We start from the raw sequence: 16,526 nt of genomic DNA, 5'->3' as shown, positions 1-16,526 counted from the left end.
CCACCTGAGATGTCCACTCAGTCGGGGGCTTCCCAGCCCCCTTTTTTTGAGCGCCAGGCGACTAGCCGCCGGACGGCGCTGCAATGGTCGCCAGCTTTTCGGTCAAATCCTGCAACGCCTCGGCTGCGACGACAAGGGGCACATGCAACCCTGACATCATCAACCTGAACTCCTCCACAGTGAAATCGTCTCCTTCTTCCAACTGTTCCTTGATCAGCTGCAGCATAGGCAGCAGAGAGAATTGCAGATTGGTCAGATGAAGCCCTCCCTGCCCTTCGCGAACCGCCTTCTTGTGCGCCCGAATAATCTCGTTCCAGGGATTATTACAGGCAAGGTCCTTGATGGCTTGCAGCACATCTTCCTCTGACGCAGGAGTCGTGTCTGGCAGCTCCCATGACGGACTGGCCAGGGTGGTAAAATTATAGATTTTGGTAAAAATATTCAGTTTTTCCAATACCTTGGAAGGGACATTTAAGGTCAGCTCCAATATTTTGGGCGACAGCACAGAATCGCCAGAGCGAGACACAATGCGACCACCCACTTCCTCTTCCAGCTTCCAGGCCAGCCAAGGGCCCTGAGCGACTTGCCTGGCCGCCACTTCACGCAAAACGGGATTAGCGACCACCATGGCAGGGCAATCCAGCAGCGCTCTCCAACTGGCGCTAAGCATGGGCGGAAAACTCACGCCCTGTGAGGCGAGCGGCGATTCCCCTTTGAGCCCAGCCAAGGCCAGCCTCAACGCCTGGATATCCGGATTATCAACGCCGATCATTCCTGCGGTGTTGTGTATCACCGTCTCTAGCAGGTCCTGATTGGGGCGCGGACTCAAAAGCAGCAAGTGGGCGGCGAACAGTCCAAACAGCGGGTTAAAGAACTTGTCTTGCAACAGCGCGTTCATTTCCTCCCGGGTAATGGCCTGCCTCCCCTGCAGCAATGCATAACGGGCAATCTCGGTAAGCCTTAAATACCGTCGCAGTTCGTAATGTGGCAGACCCATTCCCGAAGGCGTCATCAACATGGCCCGATCGCTGAAGTCCTGATAACCAAAAGGTCCCTCGTCAGGAAGCTGAAAATAGATCTGACTACGCCACCCCGTCACAACATAAAAAGGCGTCAAAACCGTTTCGCCCTGCTCATCCTGATAGCCCAGCAGATAGTATCCGGCCTTCAGCTTAAGGTTGACGGCGGACAGCCCCAGCTCCGGCAAATGGACTTCCTTGCGGCGAAAGTCAGCGAGCTGATTACCCATGGCGTCCCGCAGCTGCAGTCGATCCATGGTGATGCGCAAACGGTCCGCGCTTCGCCCCTCGTCGTGATCGAGATGTATGTCCTGACGCAGGCTCAGTAACAGTCCGCCGTCCCATCCCAGTCCCACGTCCTCTGGTTCACTTGCAACCAGATCAAACAACGCCGATTGTTGACGCCTGGTCCAATCCTCGCCCTCCTGCACCGGCGCAGGGTTGGCGAAGTCGATAGCGTTCAGAGGCACTGTCAGCGTCTTTGCTTGCGGCTCAACCAGGAACAACGATTCCGTGCGACCGCCGCCAGCCTGCGCGCGCGCTTTATACAATCCCGGCGCCAGATCCACAGTCAATGCGCCAAACCCGTTAGCCACCACCTGAAAAGCGCTGTCCACCACTTCGATTTCACCTTGGCGGTCGGCGATATTGACGGTAACGGATGCTTTAGAGTTCGACATCGTCACCTCCGGTTTCAAATTTCTGTTGAATCGAAGCGCCGCCGGTCGCCATCAATAGAGAAACCGGCAACGGCAGTTCAAACTCGCCATCGACGACGGCAATAACCAACTCCTCGCTGTCGTCGCCTCCAAACTGGGCCTCACGCTTAACTTTTACCTGATCCCCGTTAAGTATCAGTTCGGCGACCACTTCAAACTGGCCGTTCACGATTCGGACTTTCTCGCCATCGCTCCAGTTCTTCACTTTGAAGCGCTGCGGCTTCAACTTACCGGCCTTGCGCTGGAAATAGATTTCGCCAATGGTGGGAACCACCACCTCCGGCGGGTCCGCCGGACTTCCTTCACAAAGTATGCTCCACTGACTTTCCAGATAATTCTTCACCGCCTGGGAAGGCACCTCCGTTTTTCCCCACTCCGCATGCTCCAGCGCATCCAGAAAAGCGTGTGTCAGCAGCCCGTGCACCTCGCCATTGCGAGCGGCGATAGCGCGCTCCTGCGCCTTGCCTCCTCGCGGCGCCCCATACAGTTCAAACAGCTTTGGCGCGACGCTGACGCCGATATTGGTGGGTTGCGGCAGGGGCGGCGGCATAGGACGTTGCGTTAATTTCGCGTCACGGCAGCAGTCCATGATCAGCACGATCTCAGAAAACAGCCCCTGATCCTTGGTCCATTGCGCAAAATAGGTGCCGTAGATATTCCAGTTTTCTATCGGGCTGCTATTACCTACGAATAGCGCAGCATGGGCTTCACGGCGATATTTCTCACAAAAGCCGTGCCCGGAGAAATACAGATAAAGCCGACCTTGGCGATAAACGTAGCCGCTGCGATCCGGCTTGCTGATCAACTTGAGGAACTTCTTGAAGAAATCCTGGAACAGCGGCGGCATGGCGCTGTCGTCACCGTCATCCCTCGCTGTCAGATCAGCCAGCGTCATGCCGGTTTCGTCGGATACGATTTCTATGACCTGAGCCGGCGGCACATCCCCGCCGGCAGGCGACGTCAGCCAGTTGCGCATCAGCTCAACGTCACGAACCGGGCCTTTCAGGTCAGGCAGGCGATCAGGGTCCGCATATCGGCTGATGCCCACCAGAATAGCGTAATCATTAGTGGCCATGACGTTTAATACCCATGTTGAAGAATGTACGCCACGCTCCCCATGGTGCAGAGGTCCTCGTCATCAAAGTCCCCATGCTTTCGGCCGTCGCTATTGCGGCCGTCTCCTGCAACGCTGGGCGACCACACCAGACTGTTGGGGTATTTGGCGTAGAACTCGCGACAGGCCTGGATATTCGGGAAGGCGTCGGCGTTGTAGACGTCGCTCTCGCTCAGATAGCGCTGCATGCCGACCAGCGGCTCGTCCGGTTCGTTCTCCAGCATGCCTGAGACGAAGTACAGCAATGAGCTGCAATACAGTATGGGAACCAGAGTATCTCCCGCCTCACGCTCATCGCACATGGCGAACTGGCGGAAATGACTGATCCTGCCGCCATGTTCAGCGACCGTCGCCGCCATCAGCGCATGGGTGGCGGCTGGCGCTTCGAATAGGACGTCAAACTGCTGATTGGGCAACAGACGGGCGGCGCTTCTCAGCAGATGACAGATATAGATGGCGCCGGTGCTGTGCCCTACCAGAGTAATTCTGGGCGGCGTCTGCACGCCCTCCAGTTCTTCCTTCAGCGCAGACAGAAAGACATGGCCGCCATATTCATTTCCTTCAGTAAAGGCGTCGGCGGTGTCTTTCTTCATTCGGTCCCACCAGAGCGAGCGTCCGATTTTGTCGATATACAGTTCTCGCAATGCCTCCTCCACCAGAGTAACGTAGGGCCCGTGCGCCCGCCCGGCGCGAAAACGCCGAATAACGCGCAGTACAATGGCGGCGACCACCTTGGCGACTTTCCACCAGGCGATAGCGCCAAACCCTCTGGTGGTTTCTGCCAGCTCAGGCTCGAACAGGCGATCCGCCGCTTCCTTGCTGATCTGCGAATTGGAGGCCACCCTTGTCCCCTCTGACCGCGTGGCCGATTGCAGACCATTTCGCGGCTGCAGGCCGTTATAGACTTCCGTCACCGCCTCCTGAAAGACCGGATCACCCTCTATGCTATCGGTAATATCCGCGTTCAGTTCGTCCACATCCAGCGCTGCGCTGCGGGTATTGGCGGCGATCACAGCGTCAGACAGGCTGGCGGATTTATGCAGGGCGTCAGGCGGTGTGTCTCTGCGCCCGGCGAACCAGTCGTCGAATTCCTGCCGCAGCTTGATTTCATTAACCCCCACTCCCCCTGCGCCTTTTATACCAACGCTTGCGGGAAGTTTTTTCAGCACCCATTCGGAGATTTTTTTCACGAATTCCCTGAAGATTTTTTCGTTGGCGATTTCCCTCAGATTATTCATGGGCGCTTCGAAAAAGCCGGACTCCCACACGAAGAATATGGGATAAGCGCCGGCTTTATCGGCATATAAGGGATACAGTCGCTGCTCGGCCGTTTCCCTGGCGCTGTTTTCGCTGACCAGTCCGCCGTGAAAGTGGATGACGATTCCCGCCGCCGGGTTCTGTTGCAGCGCCTGACGCACGATATGGCGCACGTCCGCCGCAGAGGTGGTGGATGCAGGCTGTAATCGCCCGTCCGCCAAGTGGATGATATGGTTTTTGGAAATGAACATGCGCACCTCCTTCAAGCTGACCCTGCCATGACATGTTCTCAGAAGCCGCCTTCCATAACGGCGAAGGTTCATCCCGCATCGGCTGCTGAACTTCCCTTCGCGTCCATCGCCTACAGCCCGCAAATACATCCGGCGCCCAGGAAAGGCGTTAGTTTTAGTATAGATGAAGAAGTCGTTTTGTGAGGGGGATTCCCTCATGCCGGGGAGCAGGCGCAGGCAAGACAGGGCCTGAAACGCTCAGACCCTGTTAAGAGATAAAACGGGCGCTACTTCACTTGCGCGCTATAGTTCACCGGAATCCACTCAAACGCGCCGCCGTCCCGTTGCACATGGCCGACGCCAGGGAATGGAATGTGCGCTGCGCCGACCAGGTAACCGTCTTCCACCGCATCGTTGAAGGCGGCGAGTCGTTGACGGGCGGCTTCTGGCGAGTCGACGTCGAAATCGATAGTGATTTCCGGTCTGGCGAACTGGATGTCCCGGATATGCAGCAGGTCTCCCAGGAAACGGATGCGCTGCCCCTGGCTTTCTACTTCGTACACCGTATGTCCGGGCGTGTGGCCATGCGTGGCGACGGTTTTCACGCCTGGGAACAACTCGCCATCGCTGTTAAAGGTTTTCACTTTATTGGCGTTCATATAAGGCCTGACGGATTTCTCCGCCCAGTCGAAGCCGCGTTTCAGGGTGTCATTCACCTTGGCTTTATTGGCTGGATTCATCCAAAAATCCACATCGTGCTGATCCACATAGACCGTCGCATTGGGGAACGCCATCTTGCCATTGCGAGTCAACCCGGAAGAGTGATCGCCGTGGATGTGGGTCAGCAGTACGGCGTCGATCTGCTCCGGCTGGTATCCGGCGGCTTTCAGGTTGTCCAGCAAGTGGCCGCCCTTGTCGCCGAAGATATCCCCTGCGCCGGTGTCCACGATGGCCACATGGTCGCCGGTGTCGATCACGAAGGTGTTAATGGAGGTTTCCACCTGCGGCCCCAGATAATGGCGGGCCAGCAGCCGCGTCACTTCTTCCGGCGTGGTGTTGTTCATCAGTTTGGTGAAGTCGACCATCACGGAGCCGTCGGAAACCGCCGTAATTTTGAAGTCGCCCAGCTTCATGCCGTAATAGCCAGGGTTGCTTTGCGCCGCCGCAACAGCCTGGGTGGATTTGGCGTTCGTAGCGGATTCAGCGTAAGCGGATAGCGTCGTCATAGATACTCCGGCGGTCAGTAACGCAGCGCCCAGAAACAGACTGCGCGCCAGGGGTGTTTTTTGAGTGGTGTGGGAAGTATGGAAAGAGGTGCTGAAAGAAGAGGTAGACATAGTATTTCCTTAAAAAATTTTTACTGCGGCGCGGCGCTTTCGCCATTGCCTTTGACCGGATGCAATGATTCAATATTCGCAGTTATCACTCAAATCGATTGTTACAATAATGAATATCACCGAAAGAGATTTTAGGGGCGTCGACCTTAATTTACTGGTCACCCTGCTGGTTTTGCTGCGTGAGCGCAGCGTCACCCGCGCGGCGGAAAAACTGCATCTGGGGCAACCTGCGGTAAGTGGAGCGCTGTCGCGACTGCGCGAGCTGTTTGACGATCCGATTCTGGTGCGCACCGCACAGGGCATGTCCCCTACGGTGAAAGCGCTGCAACTGGAAGCAGAGTTGCTGCCGGCGTTGGGGAAAATCCATTCCGCCCTGTTCGAGCCGTCGACCTTCGACCCCGTCACCAGCGAAGGCGTCTTCACCGTGGGCATGTCGGACTGGGTGGAAGTCTGGCTGGGGCCGCGTCTGATCGCCAAGCTGCATCAGCAGGCGCCGTCGATCCGCCTCGCCATTAAATCCGTCGACCCTTTTCAGGGACCCGCCATGCTGGAGCAGAATGGCATGGACCTGGGCGTTTCCTGCTTTATGGACGGCGGACCCGCCTGGATGCTGCGCAAACGCCTGTGCTCCATGGGCTTTCTTTCCGTTTACGATCCCGCCCAGGTCGCCATCACAGAGCCCCTCACGCTGGAGCAATATGTCAGTCACCCGCATTTGATGGTGACTTACAAAGGCGCGTTTGAAAGCAATGTGGACGTCGCTTTGGCGGAAATGGGCCTGCGGCGCACCGTTCAGTTCGCGCTGCCGCGCTTTTCCACCCTGCCCCAGATCCTCAAGCGGATTCCCGCCCTCGCCACCGTACCCAAGGTCGTCGCCAGTTGCATGTGCGCCGCGTCGGGGCTGCGCGCGACGGAGCCGCCACTGGCGCTGGCGGACACCAGCGTGGATTTAGTATGGCGCGCCACCCGCGATAAAGACCCGGCCTTGCGCTGGCTGATGTCGGTGATAGAGGAATGTCTGCAGGAGGCCATGGCGCTGTGAAAACGCCTCTAACTAAGATCCTAAGCGTTTGTTTTTAGTGACAACTTTGCCAGTTGCCAGCGAGCTGGAAACAGGCGTAGTATGAATTCGTCCCCCTTTTTATTCGCCTTGTCGCGCAACGATAGCGTCGCCTGACAGGGTCGCTGCAACGTCGTCGATAGGGTTCGGCGCGTGTGGCGTAACAGGCGGGACGGCTTACAAAGCCCGTATATCGCTGCCAGAAACATGGATTGCAACGGAAGGAACTCGATATGTGGCGAAATCACCCTTTTGCTCTCGGCATTACCGCGATCACCGTCGCGGCGATTTTGTTCGGCGTCGCCGGCGCTCTCGCCAAAGTGCTGTTCCATGCGGATATCTCGCCTCTGGATCTAACGGCGGTGCGTTCCCTGGTCGCCTGCGCAGTATTTTCGCTGGCCATGCTGCTGACGCAGCCCGCCACCTTTCGGGTCAGCAAATCGGCGGTTCCCCTGCTGATCGCCMCCGGCCTGGCTTTCACCGCCGTGAACATCACTTTTTACTACGCCATCAGCATGATCAGCGTGGCGGCGGCCATCACCCTGGAATACACCGCGCCATTTTTCGTGCTGTTGATCAGCGTCGCCTTCGCCTCACGCCGCGTTGACCTTCGCGACGCAGGCATCGTCGCTTTGAGCGTGGTAGGCTGCTTCCTGCTCACCGGCGGCGAGGCGGAGCTGTTCTCCCTCAACGCGGGGGTGCTGGTGGGGTTGGCCTGCGGTCTGGCGTTCGCCATCTTCAATATGCTCGGCAACGCCTGTAAGCAACGGGGCGTCGGCGCCAGCACGGTAACGCTCTATGCGTTTCTGGTCAGCTCCCTGCTGTGGCTCGCTGCGCTGCCCGCGCTCAGCGTTCATACCATTGATTACTCCGGGGACGTTGTCCTCTACATCGCGTTTATCGCGATTATCGCCACCATCATTCCGTACTGGCTGTTGATGTACGGATTGCGCCACGTAGACGCCCTACCCGCCACCATTATCGGCATGTTCGATCCTCTCGTGGCCGGGCTGGTCGCTTACGCGCTGGTGGGCGAACGCCTGACCGTCGTCAATATGGTCGGTATCGGCGTCATCATCGTCGCCGTCTGCCTTATCACAATAAAAGAAAAAAACGCCCAGTCCTCGTCCCAGAAAAACAAAGCGAAAAAGGAACTGGACGAGTCCTCAGGGACACTGCAAGAACCCACTCAGAACGCCTACTAAATCCACAGCCGCCAATTGCCCGCCACGGGCTCACGGCGCTGAAGACGAAAGGGATACGCCTCATGGAATAGCAGTAACGCAAACGGATCAAAAAGGAATTCAGTCATGGATAAGAATCACTCAACGCTGTTGAACGTACATCTGATCGACGCCGCCGAAGAGCGGACTGATAATCTTCCGAGTCTGCGTCTCTCCCCCGATGTGGACCGCAAATCCCTCCCGCATATCCAGGCTGCGCAGAGCCGGCTGGAGAACCTGTGGGCGGTGGGTACGGATTACTGCCAGGAGACGATTCGCCGGGCTCAGGCGGAGAATCGTCTGTTGCACCTGGACATTGATATGACCGGCGAATGCAAGCTGAAGTGTTTCTATTGCGACCGCACCCCGGACCGCTACAGCGATGTGCCGGACCGGATAGAGCTGAGCACGGAGGAGCGCAAGGACATTATTCTGCAGGCGCGCCGCCTGGGCGCCACAACGGTCGAATTTCCCGGCGCCGGCGAGCCGATGATCGATCCCGGCTTCTGGGAGATCGTCGAATACATTCATAGTCTGGGCATGACCACCGTACTGTTCACCAGCGGCTACCATCTGGACGCCGCCGGAGCGGATCGCCTCTATAAACTGGGCGCATCCGTTTTCCTCAAGTACAACAACATCGACACCGCCGTGCAGGATCGTATGGTGGGCGTGCGCGGCTACGGGGACAAAGCGCGCAGCGCCATGGGTCTGCTGTTGGATCGGGGTTTCAACCAGTCGATTCCCACCCGCCTCGCCATCGATGTAGTGGTGACGCCGAAATTTCACGACTTGGGCGATGTGGCGGACCTGTTTCGCTGGTGCCGGGACAACAACGTGCACAGCTACATCATGACGCTGATCCCCGAAGGCATGGCGGATCATAAATCCCTGTTGCTGGAGAAAGAGCGCGCCAATGACCTGATTGAGATGATGCGCAAAATCGACGAAGAGGAATACGGGCTGATCTATTCCCCCAGTCGTCCCATGGGCGGCGGATATCGCTGCCGGCAGGTTAACTGCGGCCTGTTCGTGAATTTGTTTGGCGAAGTGTACGACTGCAACGGTCTGTCGCGACTGGTCGGCCATTTGCGTCAGGATTCGCTGGAAAATGTATGGAACTCCGCCTATGCGGAAAAAATCCGCACGCCGGATCAAAACGGCTTTTGTCTGGTGCGGGAGCGCCAATGGCAAGGCCGCGACCTGTCCGCCATGAACCGCAAGGTTGAAGAATACGAACGCTGGCGCGCCAAACACGGCGACGACGCAGTGGTGGAAAGGGCCAAACAGGCGGTCGGCATTGGCCACGTGGAGCTGACGCGCAAGGGGGCCATGGTGAAAACGCAAACAATCCAACCGGTGTGATGAGGAAGCCGCCATGTACGAGAGAGTTGTCAACGATCAGTCGCTGAAATGGGTGTCCGAAGCCTGGGTCAAGGATGTAGAGGACGCCGCCGGCGCCGACTTCGGTTCAGACTTGATCACCTTTGTGGAGATTCCTTTCGATTTCGCAGTGAGCCATCGACCCGGAACCCGATTCGGACCCGCAGCCATTTTGGAAGCGCTGAACGGTTTCAGTCTTTATTGCACGGACAAACGCGCGGACCTTTCGTCCCTGCGTTTTCGTCGCGGCGCGCCGGTGCCCGTCAGCAATGACATTCACCAGACCTATTCCCGCATCGAAGAAGCCGTCACAGCCCTGCCGCCCTCGACCATGCCGGTATTCCTGGGCGGCGATCATTCCGTCACTGATCCGATACTGCGCGGACTTCTTAAACGTTCCGGCGGTCAGCGTTTCGGTCTGATCGTGTTTGACGCCCACTTCGACTCCCGTCCCCCGGTGAAAGGTCAGGAGCATTCGGGGCATTGGATGTATACGGTGCAAGACGTGTACAGCCACGCCAGCAGCGTACAGCTTGGCGTCAACGCGCCGATTTATTCGCGGGAATATATGGAGCGGGCGGAACAGGCCGGCGTCATGGTGCGCACGCCCTATGAGATACGCCGCGACGGCTGGCGTAACACGCTGGAGGAAGCCATCGCCCACGCCTCCCGCGATACCGACGGCGTCTACGTGTCCGTGGACATCGACTGCCTCGACCGCGCCTTCGCCCAGGGCACCAGCGTCCCTAACGGCTGCGGCCTGATGGCGTATGAAGTGGCCGACGCACTCTATGAAATCGCCCGCAAAACCAAAACCATCGGGCTGGACATTGTGGAAGTCAGCCCGCCCCTGGACGACGCCTCCAACACCGCAGAAGTCGCCGCCCACTTCGTCATGAACTACCTCGCCGGCTTGACCGAAAGACGACGCGACTGACCGATTTAACCCTTCGTCCCCGACCGGGCCCTTCCGCACTCGCCTGTCGGGGGCGTTTTTTTACGCCTCCGTTTAGATGATGGCTAATTCAATATGTATTGTTGATTAACACTCCTATCTACCATATATTGATCTGAGCATTTTTTGAGCAGATGACTTTTCGGAGTGAATATGGATCAATCCCTTGCCGATCAGATACGCGAGAGCCGCCGTCTTCTAAAAAATCCTTACGCATACCTTGATGATGAAGGGGGCTTCAGTGCAATTTCCTCCGTTAAGAAGCCCAGTTTTTCAATATCATCCGACATAATTTTGAATGGAAAACGAAAAGGCCAAAGATTTTCCAAAACGGATATAGAGAGGTTCGCCCGTAATCTACAAGCCGAGATGTGGCGCAACAGGTCTCAACTCTTCCCAGATCAAACTCTTACTTCCCCCATCGACATTTTAGATCCAATAGTGGCATTCAAATGTCTTGGGTATTCAGTGAACATGCAAGATACGCTCGGCCAATATAAACCAGATGGCGCAGAGTTATGCGAAGTTGCCGGCTCAATAGATACCATTAGTTTAGAGGTTGCTATTTCTCGGAAGCCTCTACCCAATTTCAGGAATTTCACTGCCGCACATGAACTCGGGCACGCTATCCTTCACGAAGGCGTAGGATTTCATCGCGACCGGGCATTGGATGGTAGTGGCGGCGGGGCGTCCAAAGCCCCAATGGAATATGAAGCAGATACTTTTGCAGCGTTCTTTTTAATGCCAGAGAAACAAATTCGAAAAGCATTTGAGGAGAGATTCTTAACCCAAGAATTTAGGTTGAATGACACGAGCGCATTCGCACTTGCTCAAAGCCTTGAGGAGATATCCCGCAAACTGAAAACCCGTAGAGACCTGAGCCAATACTTAGCTAGAGTTACGCGTTATAACAGAGTCCAATTTATTTCATTAGCTGATCAGTTCAACGTCTCAGTGGATGCAATGGCTATAAGGCTTGAAGAACTAGAGCTGGTTTAGAATTATTCCTACGAAGCGCTCTAGATAGAGTTTTAAAAAGCTGACTTTTCTCGGCTTCCTCTATAGCACCTAATTAACTAGGGATTAATTCTCTAGTTAGTCTTGACCACGATCCATCAATTTACCGCTGCTATACTTCATCAAGCCAATACCTTTTCATCAACAAATATTGGTAACAGCAAATTGGAATCCCAATGCCAAATAGACGGCTGTCATCCCCTCCGAGCCTTTCTTGGATCGCCTTACTACTTATACTTGGCGTAAACCTACCTCTATATGCCGACTCCACCATTCGCATCTGCACCCCCATCTGGGAGGGCTACACCAACCCGGATGGCACGGGGTTATATCACGAATTGTGGAAGCTTATTTACGAGGACAACGGCGTTTCTGTGGAAGTGAGTTACATGCCTCCCAAACGATGCCAGGCCAACGTACAAACCGCAAAACTCAACTTCGACGCCTTTCCCGGCGCTTACAAAGGCATGCGGGACATCTACCTGCCACGCTGGCACATCTATGTGGGCAGCCTCTCCATCGCTCACCTCAAGGGCAAAATAGATCACTGGATCGGCCAGGAGCAATTGAGAGGACAACGCGTCTCCTGGGAACCCAACTCTGGATTCGACCAAAGCGGCATCCTGACCGTTCCCGTCCAGGTCCACGAATTCGTCGACATAGACGCCGCCCTGAAAATGCTCGACCTCAGACGCATCGACTACATCCTCGACTACGAAGAACGCCTCGTCGACGCCGTCATCGACACCCGCCTGGCCCACCGCGTCGTCATCCAGAAAGACGTCATCCCAGGCGCAAAATTCTACCTCGGATTCAGATACGACGACGAAGGACGAAAATTCGCGGAGATTTGGGACAGGGAGATGGATCGTTTGATGGAGAGTGGGAAGCTAAAGGAACTGTTTAGTAGGTTTAATGATCCTACGTTTGAGTGAATGCCGCCGGGCCTATTCGTATGAACGCACACCCGAATGCTCCAATGCGGACAGCACCGTTTCCTCATTCAGCCCCCACCATATTGGCCCAGTCAGAATAGTTTGCTTCACTTCTCCCTCTTTCAGGAGATAAACAAACAAGCCGCCATTTTCATAACGGATGCCCTGAACTCCTTCCGTAGGATTAAACCCAAGCGACTGCACCGAAACGCCATACCATTGATCAATCAAGGCATGCGCCTTGCCGGATATCGTATAGGTATGACCACTGGATACCAGCAACATCAAACTGGTCGCTCCCAAACCCACCTTAACAAACTTGCCCCAAATGCTAAGGGCAGGTTTTGAGAAAACGAGATAGAAGAAAGCCATACAAAAGAGGCTTACAGAAATCCATTGAGTTATGGGTTTTGGGGTAACGACCACGTCCAACGCGTCACTGCCCCCAGCCAGAAAAACGGGATCACGGATCGCCAGAATGAAAAAGGAGGCTATAGCCGCCACGAAGATAATAACTACTGAAAATAAGATTTTTGACTTCATATCAATGCTTCAGCGCCAGGCTCTTACAACATCATGCAACGTCAACACTGCTTTTATCCTGGAGCCCTCTCCACCATCGGCGCCGTCTCCAACTCGGCATCCCACTCCGCCCTGCTGGAGACAAAGATATGCGCATTGGGTTTTATCGTGACTTTGCTATCAAGGCTGCCGGCGGGAACGGCCAGGAGTTGGCCATTCATCTGAATATTCGGCAACGCTGAGCCGCAGTGTGAACAAAAGCTTTTGCAATGCCGGGTTCCTGGCAGCGTGAACGTTTTGACCTGCTCTTCTCCGCTCAGCCACACCAATTGCGCCGTGGTAGAGAATAAGTTTGAAGCATGCGCCGACCCGGTGTCTTTGCGGCAATGCTCGCAGTGGCAGAGATAGAAACTTTCAAAATCGCCCTCTATCTCAAATCGTACTTCACCGCATAGGCAGGAGCCGTGGTGTCTGGCGCTCATTTCACTCTCGATATTTATCTAGATGATAGCTAGTTAGCTGTATCTAACAAACCAGCAGTAATACACAGAACTGATGACAGCATCATTCTTCAGAAAGAAATTCTTCTTTAAATCTTTCTGCATTGAAACCTTTAAAGTTGACCAATATACCTTTTGTATAGTCCAGATAAAAATAGACCGTACGCAAGAACTCCTCATAATCAACCAAGCTGTAAGTTTCAAACGAGAGAGATGTTACACCAAGTTTCTCTATGTCACTAATAGCCTTAACATCAGCATATCGACCCTGATGTTTATAATCTATAAAGCGCTTCAGGTCATCATCTTCTAAAATAGCAGGCTCATAAAGCCGATCAAATTCCCAATAAACACTCACGGACAAAGAGCTTTCCTTCCCATCTGGCTCTCTCTTAGTAATGGAAAGACTTGTCCAACGGCCATTAATATTATAGTAATAATAGTCTCCATCTGAATCAGTATCATCTGCCCTCCAAAGAGAGGCGCAAAACATCTCTTCTTCAGGCATTTTCTGATCTTTGTGAAGAACAATAAATTCTGTGGCAATTTTCACAAACTATAATCCAAGTTAAATCCCTTAAACAATTGAGACAATTTGCACACTCTGATCAATAACAAAACTTCTTTGCCAGATTCTGGCTTGAAAGCAGCCTCCTACCTCAAACCACTCTCACCTTCAGCCATCATAGATCGAACTTTTGATTCCATACTTCAATAAAACAAACCGGCCGACCAAATCAAAGAAAATTTCTGTCGCTTCTTCTGTGGATGCCGTATTGGCGACTATTGCATTGGCCCATCCTCGCGACGTGCTCCAGCCTAACGCCTTAAATAAATAGTTATTAAATTCAGCCCTAAAATTACACAAATCGCCTTCAATAGCATGATTTTTTAACGCGACTTCATAGCCGTAAATCATCATTTCAAGAGAATTAAGCGGGTTGTCGCCGTATAAATACATTCCCGGCCTTTTCTTTACCTTGTCAATAAATTCAAGCAGCTTCATCGCTCTTTATACCCTCTATTTTTCCCATAATAGACATACTAATCCTTAGAAGCCCCACCCTCCCCGACATACTGTAGTTCCTTCATCTTAAGCACGCGGGTGAATTCGTCGAGGCTGTCTTGTTCGTCTTTTGTCAGGGTGACGCCGCTGCGTTGCGCTTCTCTGATTGAGGCGATTCTTTCGCCGAGGTAATTGATATCCCTTTTCAACTCATTACGCGAGGGGCTGCGGTTTTCGAAGGCTTTGGTGACTTCCACCAGGCCCGCCATGAGGGAGCAGCTGTCGTGGTAGGCTTGCATGTCCAGGACGGCCAGGGACAGTGGGTAGTCCGCGGTGGTGTTTTTCATACCGGCTTCCAGTACCGCTTTGTGTTTGGAGCGGGCCACGTCGATGGAGCGCAGTATGGTCGTGCCCAGGGCGTCTGCGTAGACTTCTTTGTTCACTAAAGATTGAATGCCGGACGTGGCGGTGGCGGCTGCGGCCAGATTGCCGGCGGTTTTGGCGTGAGACAACACGGAGGCGGTTCCTGAGAACAACATGGCGGCCGAGCCCGTGCCCACGTTCCAGGCGTTGGCGTTTGAGATAATGCCAGCCTTGTGCAGGGTGCATTTTCTATCGGATAGCGCGATCGCTTGAGACATCACCTGATTGCGATAGGTTTTACTGTTGCTTTTCAGGTTCAACTGAGACAAGTCGATCATCCCTTCATCGGTGATATAGGGATGGGATGAGGAATTTTTCGCCGGCAGAATCAACTCACCGGGCAGATAATTTTTGGCGATGGACTCACACCCGGACAGTATAAGCGCGGCTGCGATTAACATGATTTGACGCATCATCCTTATCACTCCTGTTGACTGACATTTTCTGATACCTATCCCTACATTCCCACTTTCGCGCCGCTCACCTCCCTAAACACAACAGATCCACAAATTTTCCACTTAAATCAAAGAGTAGCTCACACTTGTGTCCGAGACCAAACAGACACGGGGTTTACTGCCTCTCCTGGGTGGCCACGGTAGCTGGAGACGCTTGCAACGCCCGCATTAACAGGCTGCGCACTTGGTCATGGTGATGAAATACCCTGCCCATGTTACGCACCGACAAGGAGACATTCTCCAATACCACCAAACTGATTTTGCGTTCCGGGAAGTAAGACAAAGTTGAGATATAGCCCGGCACATAACCGCTATGACTGTATTCACGCGGACCCTGTCGCGACACTTGCACGCCATACCCGTATCCCAGCTCTCCCCAGCGGTGGCTGCGCGTGGCTGACGCTTGCGTCATCCTCCCATACCACTCCGGAGCCAAAGCGACGCCATCATGCAAGCACTGATTCCAGCGGACCAAATCCATCGCCGTAGAGACGACGCCCGAAGACGGCGCACGCTGAAAAGAGCCTTTTATATCCGCCGCAGCCAAACCGCCTTGCTCGTCCTCGCTGTAGCCCTGCGCCAATCCGTCGGGATAGATCGCATTATTCGCCTCTGGAACGACGCTTTCCGTCATGCCGCAACCTTGAAACAATTTCGTCGCCAACTCGCGATAAGAACGTCCGGAGACCCGCTCAATCAGTTCGCCCAAAATCTCATATCCATAATTGGAATACGCGAAGCTGTCGCCGGGCTGAAATTTCAGAGGCGCGCCAGGACGAGTGACGCCGGACGTATGATTAAGCAACTCGCCTACCCGCACTTGCTGCAACCAGGGCTCTGATAGCGACAAGCCATAGTCAGCGAGAGACGCATTTAATCGGAGCGCTGCAGCTTGCGCCTGCTGCAGCGTCAGAACGGCGGTGATTTGCTTACTCAACGAACCGATAAGGAAGCGGCTGTTAAGGGGGATAGGCGTACTCGCGCCATGGGCGTAGCTGTACAGAATACGCTCTCCTTGCGCGATCACCGCAACGCCGCTAAATGGTCGCGTCTTTTGGTTGGACAGCGCTGCTGCCAGTGTCTGTTCATCCAGCATCGTCTGCTCATTCAGTATCGTCTGCTCATCCAGCATCGTCTGCTCAGACAATGTCGCCTGTTTATCCAGCGTCAGTTCGCCCATGGCTGGCGATGCAGCAACGGCTTGCGAGGTATGCGCCAATGTCGTGACCAGACAGACAAACAGCCATATCTTCATATCCCTGAAACCTCTTACTCCTCTCTCCAACTCGGATTTCGACAAAAGAGAAACCTAACACGAATGAGAATCAAATATACCACTGTTTTTGTCTATATATCAGCTGGTTACATTTT

16 protein-coding genes are annotated in these 16,526 nt (G+C 54.4%); 6 read left to right on the top strand and 10 right to left on the bottom strand.

Annotated elements, in window-relative coordinates:
* Positions 1 to 61: 61 nt before the first annotated feature.
* From KP814_RS07900 to KP814_RS07885, 4 genes are all read right to left on the bottom strand, one after another.
* Positions 62 to 1,699, bottom strand: coding sequence for a hypothetical protein (locus KP814_RS07900; RefSeq protein ID WP_216736256.1), 1,638 nt, complete (start codon positions 1,697 to 1,699; stop codon positions 62 to 64).
* Positions 1,686 to 2,813 (bottom strand): caspase family protein, encoded by a 1,128-nt coding sequence (locus tag KP814_RS07895; protein ID WP_216736255.1) that lies wholly within the window; start codon positions 2,811 to 2,813, stop codon positions 1,686 to 1,688. The genes KP814_RS07900 and KP814_RS07895 overlap by 14 nt, the downstream gene beginning before the upstream one ends.
* A 5-nt stretch (positions 2,814 to 2,818) precedes the next feature.
* A complete protein-coding gene (locus tag KP814_RS07890) occupies positions 2,819 to 4,360 on the bottom strand; it encodes a hypothetical protein (protein ID WP_216736254.1) in 1,542 nt (513 codons plus the stop codon).
* A gap of 266 nt (positions 4,361 to 4,626) precedes the next feature.
* Positions 4,627 to 5,676 (bottom strand): MBL fold metallo-hydrolase, encoded by a 1,050-nt coding sequence (locus KP814_RS07885; RefSeq protein WP_216736253.1) that lies wholly within the window; start codon positions 5,674 to 5,676, stop codon positions 4,627 to 4,629.
* Positions 5,677 to 5,785: 109 nt separating this feature from the next.
* Here KP814_RS07885 and KP814_RS07880 point away from each other — a divergent pair, with 109 nt between their 5' ends.
* The 6 genes from KP814_RS07880 to KP814_RS07855 all read left to right on the top strand — a co-directional run bounded on the left by KP814_RS07880 (position 5,786) and on the right by KP814_RS07855 (position 12,249).
* Positions 5,786 to 6,718, top strand: coding sequence for a LysR family transcriptional regulator (locus KP814_RS07880; protein WP_216736252.1), 933 nt, complete (start codon positions 5,786 to 5,788; stop codon positions 6,716 to 6,718).
* Between the two features lie 251 nt (positions 6,719 to 6,969).
* Entirely contained in the window at positions 6,970 to 7,941 is a 972-nt protein-coding gene (locus KP814_RS07875) for a DMT family transporter (RefSeq protein ID WP_216736251.1), read from the top strand.
* A gap of 105 nt (positions 7,942 to 8,046) precedes the next feature.
* A complete protein-coding gene (locus KP814_RS07870) occupies positions 8,047 to 9,324 on the top strand; it encodes a radical SAM protein (protein WP_216736250.1) in 1,278 nt (425 codons plus the stop codon).
* Between the two features lie 13 nt (positions 9,325 to 9,337).
* Positions 9,338 to 10,279: an agmatinase family protein gene (locus KP814_RS07865; RefSeq protein WP_216736249.1), complete on the top strand. Its 942-nt coding sequence runs from the start codon at positions 9,338 to 9,340 to the stop codon at positions 10,277 to 10,279.
* Positions 10,280 to 10,450: 171 nt separating this feature from the next.
* Positions 10,451 to 11,296 (top strand): ImmA/IrrE family metallo-endopeptidase, encoded by an 846-nt coding sequence (locus KP814_RS07860; protein ID WP_216736248.1) that lies wholly within the window; start codon positions 10,451 to 10,453, stop codon positions 11,294 to 11,296.
* Positions 11,297 to 11,490: 194 nt separating this feature from the next.
* A complete protein-coding gene (locus KP814_RS07855; RefSeq protein WP_216736247.1) occupies positions 11,491 to 12,249 on the top strand; it encodes an ABC transporter substrate-binding protein in 759 nt (252 codons plus the stop codon).
* 12 nt (positions 12,250 to 12,261) lie between these two features.
* Here the strand turns inward: KP814_RS07855 and KP814_RS07850 are convergent, their stop codons facing one another.
* The 6 genes from KP814_RS07850 to KP814_RS07825 all read right to left on the bottom strand — a co-directional run bounded on the left by KP814_RS07850 (position 12,262) and on the right by KP814_RS07825 (position 16,410).
* Positions 12,262 to 12,792 (bottom strand): hypothetical protein, encoded by a 531-nt coding sequence (locus KP814_RS07850; RefSeq protein WP_216736246.1) that lies wholly within the window; start codon positions 12,790 to 12,792, stop codon positions 12,262 to 12,264.
* Positions 12,793 to 12,845: 53 nt separating this feature from the next.
* On the bottom strand, positions 12,846 to 13,253 hold the full coding sequence (locus KP814_RS07845; RefSeq protein ID WP_216736245.1) for a GFA family protein: 408 nt from the start codon (positions 13,251 to 13,253) through the stop codon (positions 12,846 to 12,848).
* Between the two features lie 82 nt (positions 13,254 to 13,335).
* Entirely contained in the window at positions 13,336 to 13,824 is a 489-nt protein-coding gene (locus KP814_RS07840) for a hypothetical protein (RefSeq protein WP_216736244.1), read from the bottom strand.
* A 123-nt stretch (positions 13,825 to 13,947) separates the two neighbouring features.
* A complete protein-coding gene (locus tag KP814_RS07835) occupies positions 13,948 to 14,277 on the bottom strand; it encodes a hypothetical protein (RefSeq protein ID WP_216736243.1) in 330 nt (109 codons plus the stop codon).
* A 38-nt stretch (positions 14,278 to 14,315) separates the two neighbouring features.
* On the bottom strand, positions 14,316 to 15,116 hold the full coding sequence (locus KP814_RS07830; protein ID WP_216736242.1) for a hypothetical protein: 801 nt from the start codon (positions 15,114 to 15,116) through the stop codon (positions 14,316 to 14,318).
* A 154-nt stretch (positions 15,117 to 15,270) separates the two neighbouring features.
* Positions 15,271 to 16,410, bottom strand: coding sequence for a serine hydrolase (locus tag KP814_RS07825; RefSeq protein WP_216736241.1), 1,140 nt, complete (start codon positions 16,408 to 16,410; stop codon positions 15,271 to 15,273).
* Positions 16,411 to 16,526: the final 116 nt, after the last annotated feature.

It is taken from the genome of Hahella sp. HN01 (assembly GCF_018986435.1).
Taxonomy (GTDB): Bacteria; Pseudomonadota; Gammaproteobacteria; order Pseudomonadales; family Oleiphilaceae; genus Hahella.
The sequence above is the reverse complement of the archived record's forward strand: the minus strand, read 5'-3'. Positions and strand labels throughout refer to the sequence as shown.

Bases quoted from the DNA above. Each gene is read 5' to 3' on its own strand.
- KP814_RS07900 (WP_216736256.1), bottom strand. From the start codon at position 1,699: ATGTCGAACTCTAAAGCATCCGTTACCGTCAATATCGCCGACCGCCAA.
- KP814_RS07850 (WP_216736246.1), bottom strand. From the start codon at position 12,792: ATGAAGTCAAAAATCTTATTTTCAGTAGTTATTATCTTCGTGGCGGCT.
- KP814_RS07895 (WP_216736255.1), bottom strand. From the start codon at position 2,813: ATGGCCACTAATGATTACGCTATTCTGGTGGGCATCAGCCGATATGCG.
- KP814_RS07830 (WP_216736242.1), bottom strand. From the start codon at position 15,116: ATGATGCGTCAAATCATGTTAATCGCAGCCGCGCTTATACTGTCCGGG.
- KP814_RS07825 (WP_216736241.1), bottom strand. From the start codon at position 16,410: ATGAAGATATGGCTGTTTGTCTGTCTGGTCACGACATTGGCGCATACC.
- KP814_RS07880 (WP_216736252.1), top strand. From the start codon at position 5,786: ATGAATATCACCGAAAGAGATTTTAGGGGCGTCGACCTTAATTTACTG.
- KP814_RS07890 (WP_216736254.1), bottom strand. From the start codon at position 4,360: ATGTTCATTTCCAAAAACCATATCATCCACTTGGCGGACGGGCGATTA.
- KP814_RS07835 (WP_216736243.1), bottom strand. From the start codon at position 14,277: ATGAAGCTGCTTGAATTTATTGACAAGGTAAAGAAAAGGCCGGGAATG.
- KP814_RS07860 (WP_216736248.1), top strand. From the start codon at position 10,451: ATGGATCAATCCCTTGCCGATCAGATACGCGAGAGCCGCCGTCTTCTA.
- KP814_RS07855 (WP_216736247.1), top strand. From the start codon at position 11,491: ATGCCAAATAGACGGCTGTCATCCCCTCCGAGCCTTTCTTGGATCGCC.
- KP814_RS07845 (WP_216736245.1), bottom strand. From the start codon at position 13,253: ATGAGCGCCAGACACCACGGCTCCTGCCTATGCGGTGAAGTACGATTT.
- KP814_RS07885 (WP_216736253.1), bottom strand. From the start codon at position 5,676: ATGTCTACCTCTTCTTTCAGCACCTCTTTCCATACTTCCCACACCACT.
- KP814_RS07870 (WP_216736250.1), top strand. From the start codon at position 8,047: ATGGATAAGAATCACTCAACGCTGTTGAACGTACATCTGATCGACGCC.
- KP814_RS07865 (WP_216736249.1), top strand. From the start codon at position 9,338: ATGTACGAGAGAGTTGTCAACGATCAGTCGCTGAAATGGGTGTCCGAA.